This window comes from Paucihalobacter ruber, from assembly GCF_006494535.1.
In the GTDB taxonomy this organism is placed as follows: domain Bacteria; phylum Bacteroidota; class Bacteroidia; order Flavobacteriales; family Flavobacteriaceae; genus Paucihalobacter; species Paucihalobacter ruber.
The window spans coordinates 602,490-619,770 of sequence record NZ_VHIQ01000001.1 but is presented as its reverse complement, the minus strand read 5'-3'; the positions used below and the strand labels follow the sequence as shown (position 1 = coordinate 619,770).

Sequence of the window (17,281 nt, the reverse complement as noted above, 5' to 3'; positions counted from 1 at the left end):
GATTTGATCGCAACCAACTATACAAATCTAAAATACATCGTTTTTAAGCTGTTAGTAATAAGCTTGTTACTTGCATCATCTGTTGTTTTCTCTCAGGAAAGAGAGCCTGAGCGCGATTCTACAGCCACCGGTTACAACACCGGAAAAATTATTTTAAAAGATCCCAATAGTATCATATCAAGGTATACTTATGATCCCCTAACAAACATGTACGTTTACAGACAGAAGGTAGGCGAATTTAATATCAATTATCCTCTGTTTTTAACGCCGGCCGAGTTTGAAAAACTAGTGCAAAAGGAGCAAATACGTTCTTACTACAAGCAAAAAATTGATGCACAGGCCGGACAAAAGGAAGGTACAGAGGAAGAACAGAAAAACCTGCTGCCTAACTTTTATATCAACTCAGGTTTTTTCCAAACCTTGTTTGGTGGAGATACTATTGAAGTCATTCCGCAAGGTTCGGTTGAAGTTGATTTAGGAGTCTTGTTTACCCAACAAGATAATCCTAATTTTTCGCCACAAAACCGAAGTAATTTCACTTTCGACTTTAATCAGCGTATCAGCTTGAGTTTGCTTGGTAAGGTTGGAACACGCCTGCAGGTAACCGCCAATTACGACACACAGTCAACGTTCGACTTTCAAAATCTTATCAAGTTGGAATACACCCCAACCGAAGATGATATTATCAGAAAAATTGAAGTTGGTAACGTCAATATGCCGCTCAATAGTTCGCTTATTCGAGGGGCCCAAAGTTTGTTTGGTGTAAAAACAGAATTACAATTTGGGAAAACCCGTATTACTGCAGTTTTCTCTGAACAACAATCCCAATCTTCATCGGTAGTAGCCCAAGGCGGTGGCACACTTGAAGAGTTTGAATTTTTTGGTCAGAATTACGACGAAAACCGGCACTTTTTCTTAGCGCAATATTTCAGAAATAATTATGACGAGGCCATGCTTCGCTATCCGTTTATTAATAATAACATTCAAATAACCAGAATAGAAGTTTGGGTTACCAACCGGAATAATGCTACAGAAAACGTAAGAAATATTGTGGCATTTCAGGATTTGGGAGAATCTGATATTATTGGGTTACCCAACCCACCCGGAGGTTTTGTTAATGTCGGTCAAGGTGCATTTCCCGATAATAAAAATAATGATTTTGATCCCACCAACATTGGTGGTGCCGGCTCACTTTTAACTCAACAAGTAAGAGATATCACAGCAACTGAAAATGGTGTTTTAGTGCCTGTAAACGAAGGTTTTGATTACGGTAAAATGGAAAGCGCCAGAAAACTTAGAGAAGGCACCGAATATTTTTTAAACCAACGTCTGGGATATATTTCATTAAATCAGCGATTGTTAAACGATGAGGTTTTGGCAGTGGCTTTTCAATATACGGTTGGAGGCCAGGTGTATCAGGTTGGTGAGTTTGCCAATGACGGTGTGAATGCTTCAGATGTAGTTGACAATACAAACAATACACAAAATATTACCAATAATGCTTTGGTGTTAAAGATGCTGAAAAGTGCAGTCACTGTTGTTGATTTGCCTGTTTGGGATTTAATGATGAAAAACGTTTACGACACCGGTGCTTTTCAATTAGAGAGAGAAGACTTTAGACTTAATATTTTTTATAACGAAGCATCACCTCTTAATTATATAAGACCCGTAGAAGGTACAACATTCCCAATTTTTCAGAATAATACACCCAATAACCCTAATGACGACAGTGAAATTACCGAAACACCATTAATCAGGTTATTTCATTTAGACAGGTTAAATTTTAACAACGATCCTCAAGAACAAGGCGATGGATTTTTTGATTACGTAGAAGGGTTAACGGTATTGTCTCAAAACGGTAAAATTATTTTTACTAAAGTAGAACCATTTGGTAAATATCTATTCGATATTTTAGACGATGACGGCAACCCGGGAAACAACAATGTTGATTACGAGACCGGCAACTTCAATCCTAACCAAAGCAAATACGTTTACGACATTCTTTATAAATCTACTAAAATAGCAGCCTTAGATGAGGCTGAAAAAAATAAATTCCTTATCAAAGGAAGGTTTCAATCTGCCGGCGGTGGTGGTATTCCGCTGGGCGCATTTAATGTTCCGCGTGGTTCGGTTGTTGTAACTGCCGGTGGTAGAACACTGGTTGAAGGAATTGATTATACCGTAGATTATCAGTTGGGTCGTGTTAATATTTTAGATGAAGCACTTAAGGCTTCAAATACGCCAATTAACGTATCGGTTGAAAATAATGCGGTTTTTGGTCAACAAACCCGAAGATTTGCAGGTTTTCATGTAGACCATGAGTTTAATGAAAATTTTGTTCTGGGCGCAACGTTCCTAAATTTAACCGAAAGACCTATTACTCAAAAGGCCGACTTTAATCAGGAATCTGTAAGTAACAGCATTTTTGGCTTCAATGGGAACTATTCTACTGAAGTGCCGTTTTTAACAAGGATGGTCAATAAATTGCCAAATATAGATACCGATGTACCATCAAACCTTTCGATAAGAGGTGAATTTGCTTACCTGGCACCCGGAGCACCAAAAGGTACCGATTTTGATGGTGAAGCTACCTCGTATATAGATGATTTTGAAGGTACTCAAGGTGCTATCGATTTAAAAAATCCGTTGTCTTGGTTTTTGTCTTCCAGACCTGTTAATCTATTTGGAAGCACCGCTAATGATGTGAATGGTTTAACCAATGGCTATGGCAGAGCCTTAATGAACTGGTACACCATCGACCCTATTTTTTACGGCGCTCAAAGACCAGAGGGTGTCACCAACGACGATGTGTCTAATCTCTACACCAGACGTGTATTTATTGAAGAAATTTTCCCTGAAATTGACATTGTACAAGGTCAAACAAGTGTTACGAACACCTTAGATTTAACCTATTATCCAACCGAAAGAGGTCCTTATAATTTTGATCCTCAGGCAGCCAACAATACATCATTAAATCCTAACCAAAGCTGGGCAGGAATTTCAAGAGCTATTAATACTACCGATTTTGAACAAGCCAACGTTGAGTTTATTGAGTTTTGGTTACAAGATCCGTTTTTAGACAATCCGGCAAGTACAGGTGGTACCTTAACTTTCAACCTAGGAAATATATCAGAAGATATATTAAAGGACGGAAAGAAAATGTACGAAAACGGTTTGCCTGAAAATGGCGATATTTCCTTTTTGCAAGGAAGTTTGTCTGTTGCAAATCCTTACGTTGTGCCGCAAGCACAATCTTTAATTTACACCTTTTCTTCTACCGGTCAGGAAAGAATAAACCAGGATGTTGGATATGATGGTTATAACGATCAAGAAGAACAGGCCATGTTAAGCACGCTAGGTATTACAGGCGATTTTGGCTCAGACCCGGCTAATGATAATTACGAGTTTTATTTAAATACTACAGGAAACATCTTTGAACGCTATAAAAGATACAACGGAGTAGAAGGAAATTCGCCGTCGGAGTTTTCAAATTTCAATCGTGGCGCGGCACCACAGCCCGATGCTGAAGACATCAACCGAGACAATACCATGAACACTATTGATAGTTATTTTGAATACGAAATACCTATCACACCAAACACTTTAAGTACTGCTAATCCACAAATTAACGATTTAAAAGTCAGGAATATTACATTGCCAAACGGCGATACCCGGGAAGTGAGATGGTATCAGTTTAGAATTCCAATTTCTGAAGCAACTAATGCTGTTGGTGGTATTGCCGATATCAGGTCTATTCGATTTGCCAGAATGTATCTAACAGATTTTAATGAAGTAACCACCTTAAGGTTTGCAACTTTAGATTTGGTGAGAAGCGACTGGCGAAGATACCGATTGTCTCTTGATGACGAACCTAACAATGATAACGACAATACTGCATTTAATATTGGAGTTATCGGCATTCAGGAAAACGACGGTACATATGTATCTCCGCCTGGCGTTGTAAGAGAAAGACTAAACAATAATAACACTATTGTAAGACAAAACGAACAGTCTTTAGTGCTTCAAGTGTGCGATTTGGAGCCTGAGGATTCTCGTGGTGTTTTTAAAAATGTAAATCTCGACATGCGGCAATATAAAAAAATGCGCATGTTTTTACACGCTAAAGATGGTGAATCAGGAAGGCTATCGAGTGGCGATATGGTAGCTTTTATTAGAATGGGTAACGATTTTACCGAAAACTTCTATCAGGTTGAACTACCGTTGGAAGTCAACAACGGTTCCAGCCCCGAAGAAGTATGGGTCAACGAAATTAATATACAACTCAGCGCTTTACAAGAAATTAAGTCAAGAGGTATTGCCAATGGTACACTGAGCAATTTAGAACCAACATGGTATGATGTAACGCCAAGCGGATTGGTAGAAGTTAACCAATTTGATCCGCATACGCCCGGACAACAAAGAATAGCCATTAAAGGAAATCCTAATTTTGGAGATATTAGGGTTTTAATGTTGGGACTAAAAAACCCCGGGCAAACCGGTATGGATGTTTGTGGAGAAGTATGGTTTAATGAGTTAAGACTGTCTGAAATAGATAGCCGTGGTGGTTGGGCCGGTATAGTAAGCTTGGATTCGAACGTGGCTGATTTTGCAAACATTAGTGCAACAGGCAGACGCAGTACATCAGGATTTGGATCACTAGAACAAAAACCAAATGAACGTAGCCGGGAAGATATTTCGCAATACGATCTTGTTACTAACATGAATCTTGGGCAGTTGTTACCAAAAAAATGGGGTATTCAATTGCCATTTAACTACGCGGTTGCCGAGGAAATTGTAACACCCGAGTTCGACGAATTTTACAGAGATATCAGATTAGAAACACAATTAAACAACACCAATAACAGAGATTCTATTCTCAACGTTAATGAATCGTATACAAAACGAAAGAGTATTAATTTTATAGGTGTTAGAAAATTGAGAACCGGCGAAGCCACTCCAAGATTTTACGATGTTGAAAACTTAACCTTCAATTACTCTTACAATAAAGTCGAGTTTAGAGATTTTGAAATAGAAAATTCGTTAGATCAAAATATTCGAGCAGGTGTTAACTACAACTTTAGTTTTAACCCTGTTAAAATAGAACCCTTTAAAAAGAATGATTCACTTTTTAGAAGTAAATATTTAAAAATATTAAAAGACTTTAACTTTAATTTGTTGCCAACCAGTTTTTCTGTCAACACTGATTTTATTAGGCAGTTTAGCAGGCAAAAATTTAGAGAAGTTGAATTAGGTGGCGATAATATAGGCATTGAAGAACTCTTCCGGCGAAACTACAATTTCAATATGCAATATGTGTTAAATTACAATATTACCGATGCACTCAACCTTAACTTCACAGCTAATAACAGTAACATTGTAAGAAATTATTTTATTGATGACCGAATTAACGGTAGGCAAGATCCATCTTTGAATGTTTGGGACGATTTCTTTGATTTAGGAGATCCGAATATTCAAAATCAACAACTTCAGCTTAATTACGAATTACCCTTAAACAAAATACCAACCCTTGGGTTTATAAGGTCAACTTATGCCTACACCGGAAATTTCCAATGGACCAAAGGCTCTGATATCAATTCGAATTTAGAAATAACAAACCCGAACGGAACGGTATCTACCTTTGATTTAGGAAATTCGATACAAAATGCTAATACCCACAACCTAAATACCACCTTAAATATGGAAACTCTTTACAGGTATTTAGGCTTGGTAAAAAAATCACCTCGAGCCGCTCAGCGAGACAATCGTTTGTCGCAGCCGGGTATGCCTCAAACTTCAAGAGCCGGTCAAACACCAGAAGATCAACAAAAACCACCTAAAAAACCCAGTGCTGTTTTCAATACCGTAGTTGATATTGTAACCATGGTAAAACGTGTTCAGGTTAATTACTCAGAAAATAATGGTACATTTTTGCCGGGATACTTAAGAACTCCCGGAATTGTAGGAACTTTAAAACCCACGCTTGGTTACACCTTCGGGGCTCAGAGAGACATACGGCAACTGGCCGCACGCAATGGCTGGCTCACGGTTTTTCCTGATTTTAACCAGCAGTACACCGAAGTTGCCAACAAACAATTAGATTACTCTGCAAGTGTGCAACCTTTAACAGATTTCACCATTGATGTTACCGGCGGAAGAATATACGCAGAAAACAATTCCGAAAATTTTAGAGTGGAAGATATTAGTGGTGACGGCCAATTAGAGTATAATTCTTTAATTAGAAATTCTTTCGGGAACTTTAATATCTCTACCATTATGATTGGTACCGCTTTTAAAAAGAGCGACGAATTTAATTCAGAAACCTTTCAAACGTTTAGAGCAAATCGACTTACAGTAGCCAATAGATTAGCGCGCGAGTTTTACGGCACCAATAACTTTGCAACCGATGCGGACGGCTTTCCGCTTGGGTTTAGCAAAAATAGTCAGCGCGTGCTGTTGCCTGCGTTTTTAGCTGCTTATCAAGGTTCAAACCCTGAAAGTATTAGCGCCGATGCTTTCAGAAACTTTCCATTGCCTAACTGGAATATCAAATACACCGGTTTTATGCGTATTAAGTGGTTTAAAGATAACTTTAGAAGATTTTCTGTGAATCATGGCTATCGTTCATCTTATACCATTAATCAATTTAGAGCTAACTTAGATTATGTCGCACCTGAGTTAGGCGCAGAATATAGTGAGCAAAGCATCGAGGCGCTTAACCAGAACGGTGATTTTAAAAATCAAACATTATTAAGTAATATTAACTTAGAAGAATCTTTTAGTCCCTTGATGCGTTTAGACATGGAAATGAAAAATTCGGTAAAAATTTTAGCAGAAATCAAACGCGACCGCATTTTATCACTTAGTTTCGATAATAATTTACTCACCGAGATTCAAGGGCAAGAATACACCTTAGGTTTGGGTTACAGATTTAAAGACGTACGCATACGCTCAAAAATTGCGGGTCCACAACAAGTAGTTAAGAGCGATTTAAACATGAGAGCCGATATTTCTGTAAGAGACAACAAAACAATTATTAGGCCTTTAGATGTTACCAATAGTCAGGTAACCGCAGGTCAAACCATCTGGAATGTGAAGTATACAGCAGATTATGCTTTTAGTAAATATCTCACGGCTATTTTCTATTTTGATTATGCGTTCTCAGATTTTGCTATTTCTACGGCATTTCCGCAAACCTCTATTAGAACCGGATTCACTTTACGATATAATTTTGGCAATTAATCTTTATTGCATTACTTTAAAATTTTACATTTGTACTGCTTAATTAATTTAATTTCTAAAAATGAAAGTACCATCAGATTTAAAGTACACTAAAGACCACGAGTGGGTAAAAATTGAAGGAGACATTGCAATTATTGGTATCACCGATTTTGCTCAAAGCGAATTGGGAGATATTGTCTATGTTGAAGTTGAAACTGTAGATGAAACATTAGATGCCGAAGATGTTTTTGGAACCGTTGAAGCAGTAAAGACAGTTTCGGATTTATTCTTGCCTTTATCTGGTGAAATAATAGAATTTAACGAAGCTTTACAAGACGAGCCTGAAAAGGTAAATACAGATCCGTACGGCGAAGGCTGGATGGTAAAACTGAAGTTCTCAGATAGCTCAGAAATAGATAATTTGCTTAGCGCTGATGATTACAAAGCTATTATCAACGCTTAGTCGTTTTGCTTTACCTTTATTAATATGTTATGTAGTTCTAATTACTGTTTTAAGCCTAGTTTCACTGCATAATTTACCCGAGATTAATACCGGTCATGATGACAAAATTTTTCATGCCCTGGCTTATACGGTTTTTGTTATTGTATTGTTTAATTTTCTACAAAAAGCCAATGTTAAAAGTGCTGTTTGGATAGCAATGATAGTTAGCTTTGCTTACGGCACAGTTCTTGAAGTACTTCAAAAAGTATTGAATACCGATAGAACCTTTGATATCTTCGATATTTTTGCAAATGGTATAGGCGTAATTATAGGATATTTCCTAGTCAGGGGTCTATATAAATTGAAGTTAAATTAAAATAACATTTGTATATTAAATTATTTATTGGTTATTTTAGCAACCCTAATAAAACTTTATAATTATGGAGCCGAAAAAAAATCCAAAAGCCGACATTGGTAGAAACAGCGCACTCTATTTCGCTGTTGGCCTAACAATTGTGTTATTATTAACGTATGGCGCAATTAATTTCAAAACTTACGATAAATCTGGTATTGATATTGGTTTGTTAGATTTAGGTGATGAAATTGAAGAAGAAATTCCATTAACCGAGCAAATTCAAACACCACCGCCACCGCCACCCCCACCGGCAGCTCCCGAAGAAATTGAAGTGGTTGACGATGACGAGGAAATTGAAGAAACAATAATTGAGTCTACTGAAACAGAAATGGATACTAAAATTGTAGAAGTACAAGATGTGGTTGTTGAGGAAGTAGAAGAAGACATCGAGGTACCTTTCGCAGTTATTGAAAATGTACCTGTTTTTCCCGGTTGTGAGAATAAAAGTGGAAATGAGGCCAAAAAACAATGTATGTCTGAAAAGATAACTCAACATGTAAATAAAAACTTCAATACTGAGTTAGCTGGTGATTTGGGATTATCTGGTCGTCAAAGAATTAGTGTGATTTTTAAAATTGACAAAAACGGTAATATCACCGACGTTAAGTCAAGAGCTCCGCATCCCGGGTTAGAAAGAGAGGCAGCAAGAGTAATTAGTAAACTTCCTCAGATGCAACCCGGAAAACAGCGTGGTAAGTCTGTAACTGTACAATACTCTTTACCTATTATCTTCCAGGTTCAAGATTAAATTTTATTTAAAAGATAAATTAAAGGGTCGTTTTAAACGACCCTTTTTTATTTTGGTACGTTTGTTGGTATTGATTTAATAATCTATTAATCTTCAATATTATGATAACACCAAATTCCTCGAAAACCGCTAAATCATCTTCAAAAAAGAATGATTTAAATCTTAACAAAAGCAGTATAGTTTACTTCCAAATTGGATTGATAATTTGTTTACTAACGGCCTATTTTGCCTTTGAATTTTCATTAAGCTCAACTATTATTTCAGAAAATAATCTCGCTAAAGTAACCGATGACAATTTTGAATTACCAACCGAACCATTTAAAGTTTATATAGAGCCTATTGTAGAGGCTCCAAAACCCAAACCAAATAAATCCAGAGTTTTAACGACATCTGTGAATGCCATCGACGATACTGCTCAAGGAGAATCGGTAATTGAAAACCAACCTATAGATAATGGTGAAGAATTAAAACCCGGCGATATTCATGTTGTTTTACCTCCTGAGGATATGTCCATAATTATGGTTGAAAAAGTGCCGGTATTTCCGGGATGTGAGCACCTTCAAACCAATGAAGAACAACGAAAATGTTTGTCGGATAACATACATAAAATTATTCAAAAGAATTTCAACACCAATTTAGCTCAAGACTACGGATTAAACGGAAAACAAGTAATTGGTGTTCAATTTAAAATAGACAATAATGGTAATGTGGTTGAAATAGAAACAAGAGCACCACACCCGGCTTTAGAGAAAGAAACTATCAGGGTATTAAATAAAGTTCCAATGATGACTCCGGGAAAACACAACGGCAAACCGGTAAATGTTAAGTATGCCTTGCCAATTAAGTTTGTGATAAATTAGTTTGAATTGTAAAGCTTTAACAACTCAATTTTTCAAATTTATCTGTTAGAGTTTTGAAAAAATGGTATCTTTCAGCCGTTTTCAATGCTTGAGATAAATGACAAAGTATCTATTAGTTTCTTTAATGTTTTTTCAAAGTGTGCTTTTTGCCCAAAATATTGAAAGTTTAGAACAACCGCCGATTTTTGAAGCTTGTCAAAAAGTCGATTTTACGCAGTTAAAAAAATGCTTTAAGCAGCAATTACTTCAACAAATAAAAGAAAATTTTGTAGTACCTGAAGCTGTTCAACAAAATAATTACAAGGGAGACGTAAAAGTATTATTTGAAGTAGACAAAGAAGGCGCCTTTAAATTTATCTATGCAGATGCCATTTATGATGAATTAAAAACAGAAGCCAAAAGAGTATTTGAAAACCTGCCACCGGTTCAACCCGGGCGATATAACGGTAAACCAACATTTTATCAATATTCTATTGTTATTAATATACCTTTTGAAAATGAACTGCCATCACAAATTGCTGGAGGGGCTGAATTAACAAATGAAACTCAGGATATCAAACAATATTACAATATAAATCCTGAAAGCTTAAAGGAGTTTGAAGCAGTTAATGACAGCCTGGTACCGTATCAAAGTTTACAAACATCGAGTCAATTAAATATTCCTTTTACGCATAGTTATTACGCAAGGTTTGATGCTAATATGAACGCTATTGGCACCAATAGTCACACAGCTTCAAAACCATTTTTATTTGCCGATGTGCAGCCATATTACAATATCGAAGCCGAAAGAACGGCTTTGGCCAAAGAAAAATCAACATGGTTAGGGCGTAAATTCTGGAATGAAAATCTGGTACAAGTACAAGGTGAAGATTATTGGTTTACCATCGATCCAATTTTTGACTTACAAGTTGGCAAAGATACCGAAGCCGATTTTAGTTCTACCTTTAATAATACGCGCGGGCTCTTAATTCAAGGTGGTTTGGGTAAAAAGTTTAACTTTTATACCTCGGTTTTTGAAAGTCAAGGTCGGTTTGCACAATATTTTAATGAATACGCCGAAAGTTTGAGAGGTTTTGGTCCTGATCCGGCCATAATTCCCGGCAGAGGCATTGCCAAACGATTTAAAACTTCGGCCTATGATTATCCTGTTGCGGAGGCTTACTTGTCTTATTCGCCGGCTAATTTTTTGAATGTTCAGTTTGGATACGGGAAAAATTTTATAGGTGATGGCTACAGATCTTTATTGTTAAGCGATGTGTCTAGTCCACATCCGTTTTTAAAATTAAACACGTCCTTTTGGAAGATTAAATACACAAATACCTGGATGTGGTTAAACGATGTAAGGCCCGAAGTTGTAGTTGACGGTGCTTTTTTGGGAAAATATATGGCCAATCATTATTTAAGCTGGAATGTTTCAAAACGTCTTAATTTAGGTGTTTTTGAATCTGTAATCTGGGATAATAGCAATGGTAGAGGTTTTGACATTAACTATTTAAACCCAATAATTTTTTATCGAGCGATAGAGTTTGCCACCGGGCAAGCCGCAGGTAATGCTTTGATAGGACTTTCTGGTAAGTATAAGTTTAGTAATGCAGTAAATGCTTACGGACAGTTTATCTTAGATGAGTTTTCTTTAGACGATGTAACTGCAGGAAATCAAAGCTGGAAAAATAAATTTGGTTATCAGTTGGGTGTTAAATACTACAATGCTTTTAAGGTTGATAACCTGCTGCTTCAGTTTGAATTCAATCAGGTAAGACCTTACACATACTCTCATAACACCATTGTGCTCAACTATGCGCATAACAATCAACCCATGGCACATTTATGGGGCGCCAATTTTAGAGAAGCCATTTTAATAGGTAGGTATAATTATGAAAGATGGTTTGCCGATGTTAAATTTATTTTAGGTGAACGCGGCTTTGATTTTAATACAGACGATAATAATTTCAACTACGGAGGTAACATTTATAGAAGGGAACAAGAGCGTATTGGCGACACCAACATCAAAGTAGCACAAGGTAATACCACTTCAGTTTTTCATGGCGAGTTACAGGCAGGATATATTTTGAATCCGTCTAGTAACTTGAGACTTTTCACTAATATAAGTTATCGAAATTTTGATCCGCTTCAAGAAACAACTACCACATTAAGAAGCAACACCGTTTGGTTTACAGTTGGTCTAAGAACCGATTTATTTAATTGGCATATTGACTTTTAATTAACATTTTATAACATTGGTGAAAATCAATTTATGAAGTATCTTTGCACCTTTATTAAAAGCGTTAATTAATTGCATGTTGAGTACCGCAAAACACCCATTAACTTTAAGTAACATAGTTTCTGATTTCAAAGAAATCACAAAGATGAGATTGTCATTGAGTGTGGTTTTTTCGTCTGTGGCGGGTTATCTTTTAGGCGCTTATTCAATTGATATAACTACAATTATCCTGTTGTGTTTTGGCGGCTACTTTATGGTAGGCGCATCTAACGCCTATAATCAAATTATTGAACGAGATTTAGACGCGCTTATGAATCGCACTAAAAATCGTCCCATTCCTGCAGGTAGAATGCAAGTGTCTACTGCCTTTACTATTGCTGTTACATTTACGGTTTTAGGTATTATAGCTCTTTACATTATCAACCCAAGAACCGCCATGTATGGCGCAATTAGCATTTTTTTATATACCAGTGTTTACACACCCTTAAAAACCAAAACCCCATTTGCTGTATTTGTTGGTGCCATTCCGGGAGCTATTCCTTTTATGTTGGGTTGGGTTGCCGCAAGAGACCAGTTTGGTATTGAACCGGGAACTTTGTTTGCTTTACAATTTTTTTGGCAGTTTCCACACTTTTGGGCTATTGGTTGGTTACTTTATGACGATTATAAAAAAGGTGGATTTTTAATGTTACCAACCAAAAAGCAAGATAAAGGCACAGCTTTACAAATTATAGCCTATACCATCTGGACTATCATTGTCTCTGTTTTGCCTGCTTTTGGAATAACCGGCGATTTAAAACTCTCGATAGTAGCTGCTATTATTGTATTGGCACTTGGATTGGTAATGCTTTATTATGCATTTGAGTTGTTTAAAAAACGAAGCACTCAGGCAGCTAAACAATTAATGCTGTCTAGTGTTTTATACATTACATTATTACAAATAGTTTACGTTATAGACAAGTTTATATAGATATGGATTTAACTCAGGGAACAGACCAGGAAAAATTGGCCAGAGCAAAAAAAATGATGCTTTGGTTTGGCATTGTATCACTAATTATGTCATTTGCCGGCTGGACCAGCGCTTTTATAGTGAGTAGTACCAGAAAAGACTGGCTCTCTGATTTTGTTTTACCGCAACCATTTCTCATAAGTGTTTTCGTAATTATAGCCAGTAGTGTTACCATGATTCTTTCTAAGAAAGCACTTAAAGAAAATAAACTGCAACTGACTACTATTTTTCTTGTTATAACATTTGCGTTGGGGGTTTATTTTATAGTTAATCAGATTAGTGGTTTCGATGAAATTGTTTCTCAAGGGTATCACTTTACAGGTCCAACAAGTAATGTCACCATGTCTTACATTTTTTTAATCGCTTTTGTGCATGTATTGCACGTTGTAGTTGGGTTAATATGCTTATTGGTGGTATTAATTAATCAACTTAGAAAAAAATACAATCCACAAAATATGCTCGGTTTTGAACTTGCAGCAACTTTTTGGCACTTTGTGGATATTTTATGGGTGTATCTGTTTTTCTTTTTATATTTCTTTAAATAAATTAAATCCTTATTTTTGTCCAAAATTTAACCTAATCAATTTCTATGGATACTTCTATTGCAAGCACTGGTACGGCAGAAAAAACTTGGGGTGGCGGTAACGAGCCGTTTAAGGCAAGTTACGGCAAACTAATGATGTGGTTTTTTATTGTATCAGATGCCTTAACTTTTTCGGGCTTTTTGGCAGCCTATGGCTTTTCAAGATTTAAATTTATTGATTCATGGCCAATAGCCGATGAGGTATTCACCCACGTACCATTTTTACACGGACAAGAATTGCCAATGATTTATGTGGCGTTTATGACCTTTATTTTAATTATATCATCTGTAACCATGGTATTAGCCGTTGATGCAGGTCATAATATGAACAAATCAAAAGTTTCCATATATCTCTTTTTAACCATCATTTTTGGTGCGATATTCGTTGGCTCGCAAGCTTGGGAATGGGCAACCTTTATCAAAGGTGATTACGGAGCAGTGCAAACACAAGGTGGAAATATTCTTCAGTTTGGCGAATATGTAGAAAAAGATGGTGAACAAGTCTTTAAACGAGTGGCTATTGCCGACTTTACCCAAGCAGGTGAAAGAGTGCGCGTTCAAGATCAGAGAAAAACAGGTATTTGGTACAGATCAGAAGGTACGTTGCCAAACTACACGGTAGATGAGGTTTACAGCGGTTTGGAAGCCAACCCCAACATTTTGGTAAGAACTCAAATTATAAATGAAGAAGGCCACAAAACTATATTATCAAGAGAAGAGTCTTTAAAAGCTATTAAAGATAATGGCAAAGTTGTTGTTGAAGGCGCTAACTTAAGAGCTAATGAATACGGCACCGCCTTATTTGCCGATTTCTTTTTCTTTATCACCGGTTTTCACGGATTCCACGTTTTTTCGGGCGTGGTATTTAATATTATTATCTTTTTTAATGTGTTAATCGGTACATACGAGAGAAGAGGCAGCTACGAAATGGTTGAAAAGGTTGGACTTTACTGGCACTTTGTGGATTTAGTCTGGGTATTTGTATTTACATTCTTCTATTTGGTTTAATTCGAATTTATTTAAAAAATGGCACACGCACACAAATTAGAAATATTAAGAGGTCTTATAAAGTTTAAATCTAACACTCAAAAAATTTGGGGTGTTTTAATTTTACTTTCCATAGTAACTGCAGTTGAGGTGGTATTAGGTATTTACAAACCGGCATCACTTATGACGGTAGTGGGAGGCATGAAATTATTAAACTGGATATTCATCATCCTTACAATTGTAAAAGCATACTACATCACTTGGGATTTTATGCACATGCGCGATGAAACTGCCGGTTTAAGACGTGCGGTGGTCTGGACCGCAGTTTTCCTAATCTCCTACTTGATTTTTATTTTATTACAGGAAGGTGGCTATGTATTCGATGTCTATGATGAAGAATTCGTAAAACGAGACTTTTAAAAAAACATTTTGATTGTTAATCATTCATAAAATAGAGACGACTTAAGGTCGTCTTTTTTTAATTTTGCATCATCTATGAAAAATATCAAACGCAATATCACCCTGGGAGTGCTTTTCTTTTTGCCTGTGATGTTTTTGTTGTTTTTATATCCTTCAACTCATAATTATAATCCCTTAGAAATAGTAAACTTAAACGTTAAGGAGTTGAATGGATTTAGAAGTGATGACAATCAAATCATTCAGCTTAAGGATAAAATAACCGTTTTAACCTTTCTAGGAGCTAACCCAAGTGAAAGTATGATAGCAACTTTAAATCTTAAGGAGTTGGTTTACGACAAATTTAAAGGGTTTAAAAACTTTCAGGTGGTGGCTGTATTACCTAACCAGGCAAAAGACAAGTTAGAAGACATTAAAAATAACATATCGGCGTACGAAGAACTCAAACACTGGCATTATGTGTTGGGTACCGATGATCAAATCAATCAGCTGTTTGAAAGTTTAAAATCATCTGAGGCACTTGATGACTATATGGCTACACCATCGGCATTTATTATTGATAAAGATCTTAACCAACGCGGAAGAATTGACGATAGAGAAAAAAATGAGATTGCCAAAAGCATGGATCCATACAGCAAAGTAGAATACAATTGTTTAGAAGTGTCTCAAATAAAAAATAAAATGAGCGAAGATATGCGCATTTTGTTTACAGAATACAGACAAAAAAGAAAAGGTAATTTTGATTCTTCAATTAGAAGAGCAGACGACTTAAAAGAAAGCAATGAGTAAAAAACCAAACTATTCGTACATAGGAATAGCCTTTATTGTTCTTCTATTCGGTATAATTTTTATACCTAAAATAGTTGATCGCTTACAAAATAACGACATTAGTAGAGATGCCGAAAGTAGATCAACTAATCTTAAAGGAGCTACAGGAGAAAAATCTTCAGACCTCGCTTTTATTAACGTAGGTGAAGGCGCCAGAAAGGTACCCGATTTTAGTTTTGTGAATCAAAATGGAGACACCATTACCAACAAAGATTATTTGGGAAAGGTTTATGTAGTTGAATTTTTCTTTACAACATGTCCAACTATTTGCCCAAGAATGAACAGAAACTTGGTTGAAATTCAAAATCATTTTTCAGATTTTGAAAATTTTGGAGTGGCCTCGTTTACCATTAATCCTACTCACGACACACCTGAAGTTTTAAAAGCCTACGCGCAAAACTACGGAATGACCAATCCTAACTGGCATTTAATGACCGGGAATCAAGAAGATATTTATTCCCTAGCAAATAAGGGTTTTAATCTTTATGCTGCCGAAGACCGTGAAGTAGAAGGCGGCTTTGAACATTCAGGAAATTTTGCCTTAATTGATAAAAACGGGTTTATAAGATCTAGGTTAGACGATTTTAAAAATCCGATAATTTACTACAATGGCATATTAGCCGAAGACGAAACCGACGAAGATGGCATGACCCAACAAATCACCATTTTAAAAGAAGATATTGCTAAACTACTAAAAGAATGAGTACAGATATTAACTTACAAAACGAGAAAAAGTATAACAAATTAATTATAGCCTTATCGGTTATTATTCCAATAGCCGTTGCAGCGCTGTTTGGTATAAATTTGAGAAAGTTAGGATTTGATGTTCAACCTTTAACTTTTTTACCTCCAATTTATGCCGGTATTAACGCCATCACGGCAATTCTACTTGTGGTGTCGCTATGGGCAATAAAAAATCAAAAAAGAAACCTTCACGAAATACTTAACAAAACCGCTATTGGGTGCTCTGTTCTTTTTTTGGTGATGTATGTGGCTTATCATATGACCAGTGACAGTACACCATACGGTGGTGAAGGGTTTATTAGATATGTTTATTTTTTCATATTAATCACCCATATCGCATTGTCTATTGTTGTGATTCCTTTTGTTTTAATAACCTACGTTCGGGCTATTACCAATAATTTTGAGCGCCACAAAAAAATCGCAAAAATCACGTTTCCAATTTGGCTTTACGTTGCCGTAACAGGTGTGATTGTTTATTTGATGATTTCTCCATACTATGCCTAAAATTGTTCTCAAAATAGCGCTTTTCTTAATCATATTGCTTGCTTCTACAGCATCGCAAGCACAATGTGCTATGTGCCGTGCTGTTTTGGAAAGCGAAGCCGATACTTCTATAGCCGAAGGTGTTAATAATGGAATAGTATATCTTATGGCAATTCCCTACATATTGGTTGGGGGTATCGCTTTTTTCCTGTACAAAAAATACGCTAAAAGTTAAACATTTATTAAAGGTTTTAACCTTTTAGGCTTGTAAAAGTCTAAGTAATACAGAGTATTTGAACTCTTAACAGTTTGTTAGTATAAATAAT

Annotated in this window: 14 protein-coding genes; all 14 read left to right on the top strand. The window is 36.2% G+C overall.

The genetic code is table 11. The features are described 5' to 3' along the window. The first annotated feature begins 3 nt into the window (after nt 1-3). Nucleotides 4-7,239 (top strand): T9SS outer membrane translocon Sov/SprA, encoded by a 7,236-nt coding sequence (sov, locus tag FJ651_RS02730; RefSeq protein WP_449406376.1) that lies wholly within the window; start codon nt 4-6, stop codon nt 7,237-7,239. 61 nt (nt 7,240-7,300) lie between these two features. Beyond that, nucleotides 7,301-7,681, top strand: coding sequence for a glycine cleavage system protein GcvH (gene gcvH / locus FJ651_RS02725; RefSeq protein WP_140988859.1), 381 nt, complete (start codon nt 7,301-7,303; stop codon nt 7,679-7,681). Continuing rightward, entirely contained in the window at nt 7,653-8,036 is a 384-nt protein-coding gene (locus tag FJ651_RS02720; protein ID WP_140988858.1) for a VanZ family protein, read from the top strand. The genes gcvH and FJ651_RS02720 overlap by 29 nt, the downstream gene beginning before the upstream one ends. 64 nt (nt 8,037-8,100) lie before the next feature. Continuing rightward, a complete protein-coding gene (locus tag FJ651_RS02715) occupies nt 8,101-8,823 on the top strand; it encodes an energy transducer TonB (RefSeq protein WP_140988857.1) in 723 nt (240 codons plus the stop codon). Between the two features lie 101 nt (nt 8,824-8,924). Then, nucleotides 8,925-9,683, top strand: coding sequence for an energy transducer TonB (locus FJ651_RS02710; RefSeq protein ID WP_140988856.1), 759 nt, complete (start codon nt 8,925-8,927; stop codon nt 9,681-9,683). 97 nt (nt 9,684-9,780) lie between these two features. Continuing rightward, entirely contained in the window at nt 9,781-11,904 is a 2,124-nt protein-coding gene (locus tag FJ651_RS02705) for a capsule assembly Wzi family protein (protein ID WP_140988855.1), read from the top strand. 76 nt (nt 11,905-11,980) lie between these two features. After that, nucleotides 11,981-12,874 (top strand): heme o synthase, encoded by an 894-nt coding sequence (gene cyoE, locus FJ651_RS02700; RefSeq protein WP_140988854.1) that lies wholly within the window; start codon nt 11,981-11,983, stop codon nt 12,872-12,874. A gap of 2 nt (nt 12,875-12,876) precedes the next feature. Then, nucleotides 12,877-13,458, top strand: coding sequence for a cytochrome c oxidase subunit 3 (locus FJ651_RS02695; protein WP_140988853.1), 582 nt, complete (start codon nt 12,877-12,879; stop codon nt 13,456-13,458). Nucleotides 13,459-13,502: 44 nt separating this feature from the next. Further along, nucleotides 13,503-14,504, top strand: a complete 1,002-nt coding sequence (locus FJ651_RS02690) for a cytochrome c oxidase subunit 3 (protein ID WP_140988852.1) — start codon at nt 13,503-13,505, stop codon at nt 14,502-14,504. Nucleotides 14,505-14,522: 18 nt separating this feature from the next. Then, on the top strand, nt 14,523-14,903 hold the full coding sequence (locus FJ651_RS02685; protein ID WP_140988851.1) for a cytochrome C oxidase subunit IV family protein: 381 nt from the start codon (nt 14,523-14,525) through the stop codon (nt 14,901-14,903). Nucleotides 14,904-14,978: 75 nt separating this feature from the next. Beyond that, the gene (locus FJ651_RS02680; protein WP_140988850.1) at nt 14,979-15,689 is read left to right on the top strand and encodes a thioredoxin domain-containing protein; all 711 of its coding nucleotides are present in this window, start codon (nt 14,979-14,981) and stop codon (nt 15,687-15,689) included. After that, entirely contained in the window at nt 15,682-16,431 is a 750-nt protein-coding gene (locus FJ651_RS02675) for an SCO family protein (RefSeq protein WP_140988849.1), read from the top strand. Before FJ651_RS02680 ends, FJ651_RS02675 begins: the two co-directional genes overlap by 8 nt. Next, nucleotides 16,428-16,976: a DUF420 domain-containing protein gene (locus FJ651_RS02670; protein ID WP_140988848.1), complete on the top strand. Its 549-nt coding sequence runs from the start codon at nt 16,428-16,430 to the stop codon at nt 16,974-16,976. Before FJ651_RS02675 ends, FJ651_RS02670 begins: the two co-directional genes overlap by 4 nt. Beyond that, entirely contained in the window at nt 16,969-17,190 is a 222-nt protein-coding gene (locus FJ651_RS02665) for a hypothetical protein (protein WP_140988847.1), read from the top strand. Before FJ651_RS02670 ends, FJ651_RS02665 begins: the two co-directional genes overlap by 8 nt. Nucleotides 17,191-17,281 lie beyond the last annotated feature (91 nt).

Coding starts and splice junctions, on each gene's coding strand:
- gcvH (WP_140988859.1), top strand. CDS start 7,301: ATGAAAGTACCATCAGATTTAAAGTACACTAAAGACCACGAGTGGGTA.
- FJ651_RS02720 (WP_140988858.1), top strand. CDS start 7,653: ATGATTACAAAGCTATTATCAACGCTTAGTCGTTTTGCTTTACCTTTA.
- FJ651_RS02715 (WP_140988857.1), top strand. CDS start 8,101: ATGGAGCCGAAAAAAAATCCAAAAGCCGACATTGGTAGAAACAGCGCA.
- FJ651_RS02710 (WP_140988856.1), top strand. CDS start 8,925: ATGATAACACCAAATTCCTCGAAAACCGCTAAATCATCTTCAAAAAAG.
- FJ651_RS02705 (WP_140988855.1), top strand. CDS start 9,781: ATGACAAAGTATCTATTAGTTTCTTTAATGTTTTTTCAAAGTGTGCTT.
- cyoE (WP_140988854.1), top strand. CDS start 11,981: ATGTTGAGTACCGCAAAACACCCATTAACTTTAAGTAACATAGTTTCT.
- FJ651_RS02695 (WP_140988853.1), top strand. CDS start 12,877: ATGGATTTAACTCAGGGAACAGACCAGGAAAAATTGGCCAGAGCAAAA.
- FJ651_RS02690 (WP_140988852.1), top strand. CDS start 13,503: ATGGATACTTCTATTGCAAGCACTGGTACGGCAGAAAAAACTTGGGGT.
- FJ651_RS02685 (WP_140988851.1), top strand. CDS start 14,523: ATGGCACACGCACACAAATTAGAAATATTAAGAGGTCTTATAAAGTTT.
- FJ651_RS02680 (WP_140988850.1), top strand. CDS start 14,979: ATGAAAAATATCAAACGCAATATCACCCTGGGAGTGCTTTTCTTTTTG.
- FJ651_RS02675 (WP_140988849.1), top strand. CDS start 15,682: ATGAGTAAAAAACCAAACTATTCGTACATAGGAATAGCCTTTATTGTT.
- FJ651_RS02670 (WP_140988848.1), top strand. CDS start 16,428: ATGAGTACAGATATTAACTTACAAAACGAGAAAAAGTATAACAAATTA.
- FJ651_RS02665 (WP_140988847.1), top strand. CDS start 16,969: ATGCCTAAAATTGTTCTCAAAATAGCGCTTTTCTTAATCATATTGCTT.